General features: G+C 64.8%; 15 protein-coding genes and 1 pseudogene. 13 read left to right on the forward strand and 3 right to left on the reverse strand.

Going from position 1 to position 12,142, the window contains the following annotated elements; all coding sequences use genetic code 11:
* The 13 genes and pseudogenes from ABS41_RS05310 to ABS41_RS05370 all read left to right on the forward strand — a co-directional run.
* Window positions 1-1,388 (forward strand): annotated as a pseudogene (locus ABS41_RS05310) (hypothetical protein); the annotation flags it as partial.
* On the forward strand, window positions 1,388-2,653 hold the full coding sequence (locus ABS41_RS05315; RefSeq protein WP_290591634.1) for an RHS repeat-associated core domain-containing protein: 1,266 nt from the start codon (window positions 1,388-1,390) through the stop codon (window positions 2,651-2,653). The pseudogene ABS41_RS05310 and the gene ABS41_RS05315, both read left to right, overlap by 1 nt.
* Window positions 2,644-3,105 (forward strand): hypothetical protein, encoded by a 462-nt coding sequence (locus ABS41_RS05320; RefSeq protein ID WP_290591636.1) that lies wholly within the window; start codon window positions 2,644-2,646, stop codon window positions 3,103-3,105. The genes ABS41_RS05315 and ABS41_RS05320 overlap by 10 nt, the downstream gene beginning before the upstream one ends.
* A gap of 179 nt (window positions 3,106-3,284) precedes the next feature.
* Complete coding sequence (locus tag ABS41_RS05325) at window positions 3,285-3,776, forward strand: hypothetical protein (protein ID WP_290591638.1); 492 nt, start codon at window positions 3,285-3,287, stop codon at window positions 3,774-3,776.
* 504 nt (window positions 3,777-4,280) lie between these two features.
* A complete protein-coding gene (locus tag ABS41_RS05330) occupies window positions 4,281-4,574 on the forward strand; it encodes a DUF3144 domain-containing protein (protein WP_290591640.1) in 294 nt (97 codons plus the stop codon).
* Between the two features lie 714 nt (window positions 4,575-5,288).
* On the forward strand, window positions 5,289-5,810 hold the full coding sequence (locus ABS41_RS05335) for a class I SAM-dependent methyltransferase (RefSeq protein ID WP_290591642.1): 522 nt from the start codon (window positions 5,289-5,291) through the stop codon (window positions 5,808-5,810).
* Between the two features lie 215 nt (window positions 5,811-6,025).
* Window positions 6,026-6,466: a hypothetical protein gene (locus tag ABS41_RS05340; protein WP_290591644.1), complete on the forward strand. Its 441-nt coding sequence runs from the start codon at window positions 6,026-6,028 to the stop codon at window positions 6,464-6,466.
* 337 nt (window positions 6,467-6,803) lie between these two features.
* Entirely contained in the window at window positions 6,804-7,067 is a 264-nt protein-coding gene (locus ABS41_RS05345) for a hypothetical protein (protein WP_290591646.1), read from the forward strand.
* Window positions 7,064-7,567 carry an AAA family ATPase gene (locus ABS41_RS05350; RefSeq protein ID WP_290591648.1) on the forward strand — a complete coding sequence of 168 codons (504 nt, stop codon included), beginning with the start codon at window positions 7,064-7,066 and terminating at the stop codon, window positions 7,565-7,567. The genes ABS41_RS05345 and ABS41_RS05350 overlap by 4 nt, the downstream gene beginning before the upstream one ends.
* Complete coding sequence (locus tag ABS41_RS05355) at window positions 7,564-7,827, forward strand: DNA alkylation repair protein (RefSeq protein ID WP_290591650.1); 264 nt, start codon at window positions 7,564-7,566, stop codon at window positions 7,825-7,827. Before ABS41_RS05350 ends, ABS41_RS05355 begins: the two co-directional genes overlap by 4 nt.
* Window positions 7,828-8,274 carry a hypothetical protein gene (locus tag ABS41_RS05360; protein ID WP_290591651.1) on the forward strand — a complete coding sequence of 149 codons (447 nt, stop codon included), beginning with the start codon at window positions 7,828-7,830 and terminating at the stop codon, window positions 8,272-8,274. It abuts the gene before it with no gap.
* Window positions 8,271-8,798: a DUF4242 domain-containing protein gene (locus ABS41_RS05365; RefSeq protein WP_290591653.1), complete on the forward strand. Its 528-nt coding sequence runs from the start codon at window positions 8,271-8,273 to the stop codon at window positions 8,796-8,798. Before ABS41_RS05360 ends, ABS41_RS05365 begins: the two co-directional genes overlap by 4 nt.
* A 31-nt stretch (window positions 8,799-8,829) precedes the next feature.
* The gene (locus ABS41_RS05370; RefSeq protein WP_290591655.1) at window positions 8,830-9,234 is read left to right on the forward strand and encodes a hypothetical protein; all 405 of its coding nucleotides are present in this window, start codon (window positions 8,830-8,832) and stop codon (window positions 9,232-9,234) included.
* On the opposite strand, the gene ABS41_RS05375 is transcribed toward ABS41_RS05370, so the two are convergent.
* From ABS41_RS05375 to ABS41_RS05385, 3 genes are read right to left on the reverse strand one after another with little or no spacing between them, the layout of a single operon-like run.
* Window positions 9,218-10,705 carry a glycosyltransferase family 39 protein gene (locus ABS41_RS05375; protein WP_290591657.1) on the reverse strand — a complete coding sequence of 496 codons (1,488 nt, stop codon included), beginning with the start codon at window positions 10,703-10,705 and terminating at the stop codon, window positions 9,218-9,220. The genes ABS41_RS05370 and ABS41_RS05375 overlap by 17 nt on opposite strands.
* Complete coding sequence (locus ABS41_RS05380) at window positions 10,705-11,133, reverse strand: ketosteroid isomerase-related protein (protein WP_290591659.1); 429 nt, start codon at window positions 11,131-11,133, stop codon at window positions 10,705-10,707. Before ABS41_RS05380 ends, ABS41_RS05375 begins: the two co-directional genes overlap by 1 nt.
* Before the next feature lie 13 nt (window positions 11,134-11,146).
* Window positions 11,147-12,094 carry a pyridoxal-phosphate dependent enzyme gene (locus ABS41_RS05385; RefSeq protein WP_290591661.1) on the reverse strand — a complete coding sequence of 316 codons (948 nt, stop codon included), beginning with the start codon at window positions 12,092-12,094 and terminating at the stop codon, window positions 11,147-11,149.
* Window positions 12,095-12,142 lie beyond the last annotated feature (48 nt).

A 12,142-nucleotide genomic window follows, 5' to 3' on the forward strand; every position in this document is an offset into this window, starting at 1 on the left:
TGCCGGGCACTGCGGACCTCACGACCCAGGAGTTCAACAGCAGCGGCCACCCGGTGAAGGTCACCAACCCGCTGGGGCATGTCATCACCTATGCCAACCACACGTCCCTGGGGCACCCCGGCCGGATCACCGACGCCAATGGCCTCATCACGGATCTGCTGTATGACGGAAAAGGCCGTATCACGCGCACCACGGTGAAAGCGCCGGGCGGCGACCGCGTCACGAATTACGTGTATGACGCCTCGGACAACCTGATCAGCGTCACGGACAGCACGGGGCGGCCGACGGAGTTCCTCTACAACCACGCAGGCGAAGTCACCCAGATCAAGTCGCCGGCCGCCCATCCGTTCGGCGAGAATGCCCAGGCGGTCCAGAACCGGGCCTACAACGGGCTGGGCCAGTTGACCGGCGTCAGCACCCTCCAGGGCTACCTGGAGTGGTCGGTGATCGGGTACCAGGGCGGCGAGCCCATTGAGGGATGGGTGGCCCGCAGCCACAACTACAGCTCCAAGCAGTGGGCGTACGATGCCGGCGGATTCCTCAGCAACGCGCTGGGCAACAATGGCCAGAACGTCCGCTACACCTACAACGCCAATGGCGACCTGTCGACGGTCACCGATTCCCTGAACCGGGTCACGACCACGACCTACGACTCCCACGGGCGGGTGGCTTCCGTCACGGCCCCGAACCAGGGTGTGGCCACCTTCGAGTACAACCCGCTGGGCTGGCTGACCAAAGTCACCGACCGCAACGGCAACATCACGACCTACGATTACAACGGCCACGGTGATGTTGTTCGCGTCACCAGTCCGGACAGCGGGATCACGGATTACACCTACGACGCGGCCGGAAGGGTCCTGACGCTGACGCGGGCCGACGGCACGGTGACGACGTATACCCGGGATGCGCTGGGGCGCGTGGTCCAGGAGTCCGCCACCTGGGCGGCTTACAACGGTGTCCCTGGCGCGCAAACCCACACGCTGACCTACGACAGCTGCACCATGGGCAAGGGCCGGCTGTGCGGCATGAACGACAGCACGGGCTCCACCAGCTATACCTATCTGCAGTCAGGTGAGCTGGCCTCGCAGACGTCGGTGATCGGCGGAGTCACCTTCGGCCTGTCGTTCACCTATGACGCCCATGGGCGACTGGGCACCGCCATCTACCCGAACGGCGTGGTGCTGCGCTACACATACACGGCGGACCATCGGGTCAGGCGCATCGAGGCTCAGATCGCAGGCATGTGGAAGGATGTGATCAATCAGGCGGTGTACCAGCCGTTCGGCGGCCCGCTGATTGGTTTCGCCCACGGCAACGGCTGGAACCGCCAGATCGACTACGACACCATAAGAACGTTGCTGCGACCCAGACCTACAGCTATGACGTGATGAGTGCCCTGACGTCGGCCAATGCCAGCGCGACAGGGCTGCACAGCTGGCAATACGATGCCAATGGAAACCGCACCTCGCACACTTGGGGCGGTGGTACGGACACTTACGCGGTTGCCCCCGGCACCAACCGGCTGGCGAGCCTGAGCGGGCCGCGTGCGCGCTCGGCGACCTACGACCCGATGGGCAACCTGCGCACCGAGACCCGGGGCGGGGTGACGGTCGAACGGCGATACAACGGCTTCAATCGTCAGGTGAAGCTGATCCGGCCGAGTGCGCAATCCGTCACCCAGCCCAATGGCGCCACGCTGAACCTCCCCGCGGGTACCTGGGACTACGGTTTCAACGCGATTGGGCAGCGGGTCAGCAAAGCGCAGGCGGGAGGCAGCACGACCCGGTACCTGTTCAGTCCAGGCAGCTTGCTCTTGGGCGAGACCAACGCCGGTTCCGCTAGCCTGGACACGGTCTATGTCTGGCTGGAAGGCAAGCCGGTGGGTGTCATCCGTAGCGGGCAGCTATACGCCGTGCACACGGACCACCTCGGCCGGCCGGAAGTCGCGACCAACGCCGCCAAGGCGGTGGTCTGGCGGGCTAACAATCTGGCCTTTGACCGGAATGTCACGATCGACACCTTCGGAGGCCTGAGCCTCGGATTCCCAGGGCAGCAGTATGATGCTGAGGCGGCCACTTGGTACAACGTTTTCCGAAACTATGACGCTGCGTTAGGGCGTTACACGACAAGCGATCCCATTGGCCTAGGTGGCGGGATAAATACGTTCGCCTATGTGCTCGGGAACCCAATTAGTCTTGTCGACCCCCTCGGTCTTGCGCCAGGCGATTGCTTCAGGTCGCTACGAGATGCTGGTCGCGATGCTATTCAATACTACAACTGGCGATCTCGCAGGGATGGCGTTGAGTATGGAGGGCGCATCCACAAGCTTGATAACGGACTCTACACCTACAGCCAAGCAGTTCGTGGCACTCCGACTAGCGTAATACTACCGGCGATTTCCCGTGCAGTTGTTGGGGCATATCACACTCACCCGCCTGTCGACGGCTACGATGGCGAGAACTTCTCGCCCGCGGACATAGACAGCTACCTGGGTACCGCATTGGACGTAGTGCGACAATATGGCACGCTGGAATACAGCTCATTCCTTGGAACGCCGAATGGCGTGATCCGAATGCTTGACTCCACTTCGGAGGATCCGCTCAAGCCCGTAAACCTGGTTGATGAAACGGCTGAGGGCTGCTCATGTCCATGAATCGTTCTCTACCCTTCCTCGCGATATCCGCCGTGCTCGGCGGACCTCTTTTAGTTGAGGCCGCATCATCGACCGGCGAGACTCCGGCGCAAACGACAGCAGAGACGGTCAATGTGGACCGAGGCGAGCTCATTTCTGAGCGAATAAGGATGCTCGAAGGCCTACTCGCGCAATCGGAGGATGAGCGCCGCGCTGAGCTCGTCTATCTGGCGACCGCCAGGTTCCTGCAGATTCTAAGCGATATGGGATCCGAAGATGCGGGCACAGGCGCGTTGACGAAGAGTCATCCGGAGATCCTGGACCCCAGGAGTTATCGAATTCGGCTAAGGGACCGGGAGGATGTTCTTTTGGTGCATTTCCTGCCGAAGCTTGAGCGCATCAGAGGCGGCGGTTGGGAAATTGGCGTTGAGAAGTCAACCGGCGAAATTTTGATCGTGACTCCCTTGATGTAGTTCTTCGGTAAATCGACTGGAGTTCCCAGCTTTTGATGGGCCGTCTTAGCGCCCGTCTAGAAGCTTGGGGAAGCTCTCATGGCCGGTAAAGCTCAGAGCAAGACTAGAACTGGTGGACGCCCTGGCGTTTGCGGCTTGGTAGCGAGGGTTCCAGTAGTGCTCAGAGTCAACCGGAATCAGTGGTCAACTCCACCGGAATACGCACCAGCTGGGACATACAATCCACTTCGGCCACGGCCGGCCCCGTTTTGTTGCCTCGAGAACAACAATTCTGCCGGGTCGGCCGTGTGCCTCTCTCCCCTCAGTTGGGAGAAGAACCGTCCGCGGTGGATGCTCTAAGGCAGATCAAAGAATGGTTGGCTCGACGATCGGCCCTGCAATGGGAGCCGATTGCTTCGGACGATGCAGGCTTCAACTCAGGTGCGCGGCGAGTGGAGTGGTCCCAGATCAACTCCGTTGCGGTGTTCAAGCGGGACATGGTCACGGTTGACGATGTTTGGTTCCAGCTCGAGACAGAGCAGGGAACGATCATGATCTGCGAAGAGCAGCCAGGTTTCGACCAATGGGAGTCGCTCCTTTGCACCGCACTTCCTGCCCTCGCGACCTGGCGATCCTCAGTCATCGATCCCCCATTTGCAGAGAGCTTCAGCATCCTCTACCGTCGCACCTAACTAATAATTCAAGCAGACGCCTTCGGCGCGGCTTAACTCAGGCGTCAGGTTTCGGATGAAGATTATCGCAAGCGCGCTTCTTGGCCTTGTTGGCTGCGTCTCGGCTTCGGATCCGCCGATCCCCCTTCCGTCGGGCGAGTACGCGTTCACCCATAGATTCGCCGAGCACCCGACGATCCCGAGCATTCGACTTACCGTCCGCGTCAATGGGCCGCACGTTGTCGTACTAAACCCCACTGCTTCAGATCCATTTCCCGCAGGCGTCCTGGACGAGGGGACGCTCATGTGGCACGCCGAGTCAGAACAATGGATCATCGGTCGCAAGGAGGAGGACCGGTCGCTTCGTGACGTCGGTGGATGCAGCGGTGGCCCCAGAGTCATCGATCTCCGGAACCGGGTCTACTGGACGTGCTAGTCCGGCCGAGGCCCAACTCATCATTCATGCCGACGTGCCTTCGGCACGCCGCTTAACTCAGGCGTTAGGCCTTTTTTGCGGGAGCCACAGTGACAACAAGCATTGATGACCACTTTTACGACCGTGCGGACGAGGTTATTCGCCTGGCGAACAGGCAGCTCGCCGGCTCGACCCGCGGCAAGGTGAGCGCATCGTGTATGTACGCAACTGCGAGGTTTAATGCGTGGGTGAGTGCGACGGGATTCACCAGCAGCGAAGAGATGGGCGCTGCCAAGCAGGAGACCATTGAGTACTTCGTTGAGCAGTACCGCTCAATGCTTGACGAGAATCTCACCGATTACATCAGCAACTTTGATGGTTACATGCGGGCGGACAAGGCCTAACTAATCATTCAAGCCGACGCGCCCCCGAAGCTGTTTAACTCTGGCGCCATGCCCCGCATTGAGTATCGTCGACGCTCTCTCCCAACGACTGGATCAATCGTGGGGCACGCGGCTCCAGCGGATGGCGTTGGACGAATCCGAAGAGCATGGGGTCGTGGAGCTGGTTCGTGTGTGCTAGGTTCCGCGTCGATAACCAGAGGGCCAGCGGCGCGGCCCAACGGTTCATTCAAGCTGACGCCTTGCGCGCGGCTGGACTCAAGGTGCTGGGGCGCGAGAATGGGAATGTTTGACGAACCTGGTGACCCATGTCCGCTCACGGAGGAAGTCGCTCTCCTGCGGGCAGAGAAGTGTGTCGAGCCAGTTGCGCGCTTCATCATGTTCCTCTCGTGCCTGCTTATTGCCCCCGGGATGTTGATGACGGACCACCCCAATTGGATCCTTGCGGCTATAGCAGTCGCGATCTACTACTCGTCATGGGTGGTTATATTCAGGCGATGGAGGGCGTGGGCTATCTCGGGTGGCTGCGATCCGGAGGAGCTTCAGCTCCTTGGCGAGGAGTCGGGCATTCTGCCGGCCCGCGGCTCATTGCTATGGTATTTGCAGTGGCCGGCTCACGCGCCCTGACTGATCATTCAGGCCGAAGTGCCTCCGGCAAGCGGCTTAACTCAGGGGTTGGGCGTTAAAGTCAACCCTCACTGTTCTCTGACCCAATCAATGGAACCAGCGCAGCTCGAAGCAACGTTCGACCAGCAGTCGGCCAACTACGACCAGCAGTGGGCAAAGCTGGCCGCCTTCCGGGAGGGCATTCACCTCTTGATGGGATCCTTGTTTGCCCGCCTACCCGAACGGGCACGAATGCTCTGTGTAGGCGCCGGTACCGGTGCGGAGATTCAGGCCCTTGCCTCGCGCTTCCCCGCCTGGACGTTCACTGCGGTTGGGCCATCGGCCGGAATGGTCGCTGTCGCACAAAAGCGAGCCAGGGACAATGGGTACGCTGACCGGTGCACCTTCCACACCGGCTACCTCGAAACCCTGCCAAGTTCGGCCCCGTTCGATTGCGCGAGCGTGTCGCCTGAACGCGTGCTTCAGATGCAAGAAGCCTATGCCAAGGATGTTGCAATCATTGCTCCCAAGAAGGTCGCAGCCATGATCGCCGCAGCAGGATTTGGGATGCCTGTTCAGTTCTACCAGGCAGGTCTCATCCATGCTTGGTACACACATCGCCTACCGGGTTGACGCCTAACCCTCCCGCTTCGGCTGGTTGCAGGCACATTGATGCTTGTCGTAATTTTCCATGGGCCCCGTTGGCTCGAACGCTTCCTGGGACCGCTTCGCATTGCGACTGTAAGGAGCGTGATGGTTCGCCACCTGGCCAACGCAAGCACCGCCAGGCCCAATTGATCATTCAAGCCGACGCCTTCGGCCCGGCTCAACCAAGGCATTAGGGCGCTATGAAAGAATCCAAGAAGTTCTTCACCCCTCTTCTCCTGCTGCTGCTGGCGTGTGCTGCGCACGCAGAGAGCCCGCAGGAGACGTACCAGCGGGTCAATGCCGTGGCCATCCAGGCGTTTCCAAAGGGTACGCAGGGCTATGAGCTGTTCTGGGTCGCAAGCGAGGCCTCGAGTGAGTCCGTCAACTCTTTGACAAGACTCATTGGCGCGGCCAAGCGCCAGAAGGCTCGTTGGGTCGTCGCATCGGATGATGCTGCGGCAATCAAGTCAAGTTTGCTTTCAGCTTTCGAGGCATCGACCGCGAGTAGGCGCATCCGCACCGAAATCGTCGTCGTCAGCCCGCTTTCCGGAGACCAGGAACTGGTCGACGCTGCCAAGCGGGTTGGCGCTTCGCTGGAGTTCTTTGTTCTCCCGCCGCCGCCGGCGGATTCGGGACCGTGACATTGCGCATCTGCGCCCAGACAATTCGCTCAAGCGTCAGGCGCCTTTAATGCATGCAGCACCCGGTTGGTGTCGGCGACGGTATCGAAGCCGGCGCATAGTGGAAAGTGCCGACCGAGTCACCGCAAGAGTGAACCTGTCCTCCCAACGTTCTGAGTGGTAACTCGACGGCAAGCACCGTTTCAAGCCGGCGTCCAATGTGACGCGGTGCGGCTGGTCTACTCAAAAAGCCCTGAGCCGTGTGCGGTACGTGACTTCCTGTTGGGATCTTGTATCGTTCGCTACATGGAGCACCCCATCATCGCCATCGTGGCACCGCTGACGTCGTGCTGACGCAATGGGCACCCTGAGCTTTCGCACCGCAAGCAAACCCGGGTTGTTCCTCGGCCTGGTCATGCTCGTCGCGGGCGGGGCCGTCATCGCATGGCCACCGGAGATCCTGGTCCACCACCCCACGATACGGCCCTCTGCTTTCAGCGAAACCAAGCGGGTCGAGGCCGTCACGCAAGGCAGGGCACGCTTCTATGGCGGCTGCCTGGTCGCTGCCGGCGTCTTCATTGGGCTGTTCTCGCTTTACGCCCCGCGGCACGAGCAACCATGAGAATCCTGATCTTTGGTAACTCCGGCTCCGGCAAGTCCACGCTCGCCCGTCGGCTGTGCGAGGCGCATGGCCTGCCGCACCTCGACCTCGACGCCATCGTGTGGGAGCCGGGGGAAGTAGCCGTGCAGCGTACGCCCGAGGCCATCGCAGCGTCGCTGTCGCAGTTCATTGCGGCGAACCCGGCCTGGGTCATCGAGGGGTGTTACGGCGAGCTGGTGGAGGCCGCGTCCGGCCACTGCACCGAACTCGTGTTTCTCAACCCCGGCCTGGAAACCTGCCTGGCGCACAATCGCGCCCGCCCCTGGGAGCCGCACAAGTACGCTTCGAAGGAGGCGCAGGACGCGATGCTGGAGAACCTGCAGGCCTGGGTGGCTGGCTACTACGAGCGCGACGACCCGTGGTCGTACCGCGCGCATCGTCGTCTTTTCGATGCCTTCCCCGGCCAGAAGCGCGAGCTGACCTCTGCCCTGGGGGCTGCTGACTACAGGGAACTGCCATGAAGCCCTCCGAAGTCATCGCCCTGCTGGAGCGTGAGCGCGACGAGCGCGGCATGCGGAACTGGGAGCGCCTGGGTGAGGGCACTGGCGGAATGCGCAGCTTCGGCATCGGGCTTACGCGCCTGCGAAAGCTGGCCGCAGGAATAGGCCGCGACCCGGCGCTGGCACGGGCGCTTTGGGAGTCGGACGTGTACGACGCGAGGGTGATCGCGCTGCTGGTCGACGACCCGCGCACGATGACCCCCGAGCAGGCCGAGCGCTAGGTGGATCAGCTTGCCGGCGGGCAGCTGGCGCATGTCTTCGCTTCGTGCGATGCGACTCTGGCCAAGACGCCCTTCGCGGTTGAACTGGCCGCGCGGTGGGTGCTTGCCCCCGACCCGGTTCGCCGGGCCTGCGGTTACGGACTGATCTACGAGGCATCGAAGTTCCCCGCGAAGAAGGCGCCCACGGAAGCGTTCTTCCTGGGCCACATCCAGCGAATCGCCGCGACGATAGACGACGAGCCGGAACAGGTCCGCCTGGCGATGGCCACGGCGCTGATGGGTATCGGCAAGCGAAGCGCGGTGCTCAACCAGGCGGCGCTGAAAGTGGCCCGCGCCGTGGGGCCGATCGCGTTCACCTCGGCCAGCGGCCAGTGCGAGCCTTTCGACGTGGCCAAGCACCTGGACAACGAGCGGCTCAGGAAAAAGCTGTCGGAGAATCGCCAGTGAACGCAACCGAGGATTGCCTCGGGGCACCGGGCTCCTGGCTCGCCTGGAAAGAGGGCGGCACGCTGTTCATCCGTGGCGTGGTGCGTTATCCCAACAATTTCAGCACGGCCCGTCTCTCGCCGGACCCAAAGTGGACATCGGACACCGGCACGCCGCATTTCGTCCTGGCCAGCCGCGGCCTGCTTGCCGGCCACCCCGCGCAGCGTGATGATGGGCCCCGGTCGTCCACCATCCATCCAGGGAGAAGGGTCATGCCGCAATACCTGATCGAGCGCGAGATCCCCGGCGCAGGGAGCATGTCCGGCGAGCAGCTTCGCGATGCCTCGCGCCACTCCAACGACGTGCTGGCCCAGCTTGGCCCGGAGATCCAGTGGGTCCACAGCTACGTGGCCGGCGACAAGATCTATTGCGTCTACAACGCACCGAGCGAGGACCTGATCCGCTCGCACGCCGAAAAGTCCGGCTTCCCGGCCAACCGCATCACGCCCGTCTCCGCGGTCATCAATCCCGCCACCGCGAAGTAGGGTCGAGCCCATGCCTCGTGGCCTTCGTGTGGTGTTGGCGACCGTGGCCGGCTTCGTCGCCGGCAGCGTGGTGAACATGGGCCTGATCATGCTCGGTGGCGTGGTGGTGCCGCCGCCGGCGGGCACCGATACGTCCACCATGGAAGGGCTGCAGGCGGCGCTGCCGCTGTTCGGTCCGCAGCACTTCCTGTTCCCGTTCCTGGCGCACGCGCTGGGCACGCTGGCCGGCGCGCTGGTGGCGACGTGGCTGGCGCCGGGACGCAGCGCCGGGCCGGCCTGGGCAGTGGGCGTGCTGTTCCTGCTGGGCGGCACGGCCAATGCCTTCATCCTGCCGGCGCCAGCCTGGTTCATCGCTGCCGACTTGCTGCTGGCCTACCTGCCGATGGCCTGGCTCGCACAGCGGCTGGCGGGACGGGCGCCTACGGCGGCGCCCTGAGCACCTGGAAAATCACCCGGCCCTCGTAGGGCTCGCCCCGCGGCTCAAGCTGGAAGCCCAGCGCCGCCGCGCGTTCGACGAGCTCGGGAAACAGGGCCTGCTTGGTGACCCACAGCGCGTCTTCGCCCTCGAGCAGTTCGGCCGCGAAGCCCGAGTCGTATTCGGCGCCGAATCGCTCGCGCGGCACCGGCTCCAGCGACACCTTCTCGACGGCCACGCCCATGTGCAGGTGCAGGCCGTAGCGGGCCATGTCCTCGACGAAGACGACCTCCTCGACGCGGTGGTCCACGCGCGACGAGAGCTCGTCCGCCCAGCGGCCGGCGTCCTTGTTGGTCGGCCACAAGGCCGTGCCCAGGCGCAGCGCCAGCAGCGCCACCACCGCCAGCACCCACCAGCGCGTGCGCAGCAGCCCGCGTCCTTCGGCATGCCACTGCCGCGCCACCAGCACCGCCAGCGGCAGGAACAGCGGCAGCACGTACAGCGGCAGGCGCGAGCGCGCCAGGCAGAACACCAGCAGCGGCAGCAGCACCCATAGCCACAGCGCGAGCAGCGGCGCATCGGCGCGTCGCGCGGCGGCCTCGCGCCAGCCGCGCAGGCGCGCCAGCCCGCCGCGCAGGGCGCGCCAGGCCACCGCGGTCCACGGCAGCGTGCCCAGCAGCAGCGTCGGGCCGTACACCACCAGCCAGCCGTACCACTCGGGGTTGCGGTGCAGCTGGTCGCTGGCGATGCGCGCGACGACTTCGGTTCCGAGGAAATACGACAGCAAACCCTCGTGGCGCAGCACCACCACCAGGTACCAGGGCAGGGCCAGCAGCAGGAACAGCAGCGCGCCGGTCCACCAGGCGCGGACGGCGCGGCGCTCGGGCGCGGGCGCCAGCCACTGCATCGCCACCACCGACATCAGCGGCAGCAGGGCCGGCGGACCCTTGGTCATGAAGGCGATGGCGAAGCCTGCCCACATCAGCAGCAGCCAGCGGCCGGCGTGTTCGCGCGGGCCGAAGCGTGATTCGATCCAGGCCCACATCGCCAGTCCCTGGAAGGCGGCCAGCAGGTAGTCGGTGGTGATCAGGTTGGCCGCGCCGAAAGGCAGCAGCATGGTGGCGTAGGCCAGGGCCGCGGTGGTTTCGGTGCCGGGCTGCAGGCGCCGGGCCACGCGCCAGGCCAGCCACACGCAGGCCAGGTAGGCCAGCGCCGCCGGCAGGCGCGCCGACCACGGGTGCGGGCCGAAAGCGGCCACGCTGGCGGCGATGGCCCAGTAGGTGACGGGCGGCTTGGTCCAGTGCCCGGTTTCGTGGTGGCGCGAGAGGTCGACGAAGTTGCCCGTGTCGAGCATCGTCAGCGCCACGTTGGTGTAACGGCCTTCGTCCGGGTCCCAGAGGGCGCGCGCCCCCATCAGCCCGAAGGCCAGCAGCAGCGCCACCACCGCCACCCGAAAGCCGGGCGAGGACAGCGTGGCGCGCCAGCCGGACACTACTTCGAGACCTGGGCGATCCAGTCTTCGAGGTTGTAGTAGTTGGTGACGCGGGCGATGCGGCCGTCGCGGATGTCGAAGAAAGCGCCGCCCGGCAGCACGTACTTCTGGCCGCGGGCCGGCGGCAGGCCGGTGTCGTCGGCCAGGTATTCGCCGTGCACCACGTACTCGGCGGCCACGCGGCTGCCGGACTGGTTGGCCATCACCACGATGTCGCGCAGCTGCTCGCGGTAGCAGCGGTCCATGCGGGCCAGGAAGGCCGTGAAGGCGGCCTTGCCGGTTTCGCGCCCGCCCTGGTTGATGTCGTGGGCGACGTCGCCGGCCAGCAGTTCGAGCATGCCTTCGCGGTCGCCGCGGTTGAACGCGGAGTAGTAGGCCAGCACCAGTTCGATGGCGCGGTCGGCTTGGCGGTTTCCGTCGATGATCATTGGGGGTTCCGGGTCAGAAGGGCAGGGCGTCGAGGTCGACGTTGCCGCCCGAGAGGATAAGGCCCACGCGCTTGCCGGCGAAGTGGGCGGGGTTGTTCAGCACCACGGCCAGGGCGATGGCGGCCGAGGGTTCGACCACCTGTTTCAGTCGGCTCCAGAGCAGGCGCATGGCGGCCACCACCTCTTCGTCGCTGGCCAGCAGGGCCTGCACGCCCAGCTGGCGCATCAGGGCCAGGTTGGGCGCGCCGACGGTGGCGCGCAGGCCGTCGCAGACAGTGTCGGGCACGAGGTCGGTGACGTGGCGGCCCTGGCGCAGGGATTCGTAGGCGTCGGGGGCGCCGGCGGGCTCGGCACCGTAGACGGTGGCGCCGCCGCGGGCCGCCGCCACCAGGGCGCTGCCGCAGGTCAGGCCGCCGCCGCCCAGCGGGGTGACCAGGGCATCGAGCGGGCCGGTTTCCGACAGCAGCTCGAGCGCGGCCGTGCCCTGGCCGGCGATCACCCGTGGGTCGGCGTAGGGGTGCACCAGGGTGGCGCCGGTGTCGGCCAGGATGCGGGCCGCGGCGGCCTCGCGCGCGGCCTGGGTGGCGGCGCAGCGGTGCACGGTGGCGCCATAGGCTTCGATGGCGGCCAGCTTCACGGCGTTGGCGCCGTCGGGCACCACCACGTGGGCGGGGATACCGCGCTCGCGGGCGGCCAGGGCCAATGCGGCGCCATGGTTGCCGGAGGAATGGGTGACCACGCCGCGGGCGGCGGTTTCATCGTCGAGCGACTGCACGGCGTTGCAGGCGCCGCGGAACTTGAAGGCGCCGATGCGCTGCACGTGCTCGCACTTGAAGTGCAGCTCGGCGCCGGCCAGCGCGTCGAGCGAACGCGAGCGCAGCACGGGCGTGCGGTTGGCGTGCGGGGCGATACGTGCGGCGGCGGCCAGCACGTCGTCGAAAGCAGGGAGCAGGGGTGTCATGGAATGGTCGTTCAGTGGGCGCGTGCTAGCCTAGCAGCCAGTTCGTTA

The sequence above is a fragment of the Arenimonas sp. SCN 70-307 genome (assembly GCF_001724815.1).
GTDB lineage: Bacteria > Pseudomonadota > Gammaproteobacteria > Xanthomonadales > Xanthomonadaceae > Arenimonas.

Bases quoted from the DNA above. Each gene is read 5' to 3' on its own strand.
- ABS41_RS05385 (WP_290591661.1), bottom strand. From the start codon at position 12,094: ATGACACCCCTGCTCCCTGCTTTCGACGACGTGCTGGCCGCCGCCGCA.
- ABS41_RS05315 (WP_290591634.1), top strand. From the start codon at position 1,388: ATGAGTGCCCTGACGTCGGCCAATGCCAGCGCGACAGGGCTGCACAGC.
- ABS41_RS05380 (WP_290591659.1), bottom strand. From the start codon at position 11,133: ATGATCATCGACGGAAACCGCCAAGCCGACCGCGCCATCGAACTGGTG.
- ABS41_RS05340 (WP_290591644.1), top strand. From the start codon at position 6,026: ATGAAAGAATCCAAGAAGTTCTTCACCCCTCTTCTCCTGCTGCTGCTG.
- ABS41_RS05335 (WP_290591642.1), top strand. From the start codon at position 5,289: ATGGAACCAGCGCAGCTCGAAGCAACGTTCGACCAGCAGTCGGCCAAC.
- ABS41_RS05350 (WP_290591648.1), top strand. From the start codon at position 7,064: ATGAGAATCCTGATCTTTGGTAACTCCGGCTCCGGCAAGTCCACGCTC.
- ABS41_RS05355 (WP_290591650.1), top strand. From the start codon at position 7,564: ATGAAGCCCTCCGAAGTCATCGCCCTGCTGGAGCGTGAGCGCGACGAG.
- ABS41_RS05320 (WP_290591636.1), top strand. From the start codon at position 2,644: ATGTCCATGAATCGTTCTCTACCCTTCCTCGCGATATCCGCCGTGCTC.
- ABS41_RS05345 (WP_290591646.1), top strand. From the start codon at position 6,804: ATGGGCACCCTGAGCTTTCGCACCGCAAGCAAACCCGGGTTGTTCCTC.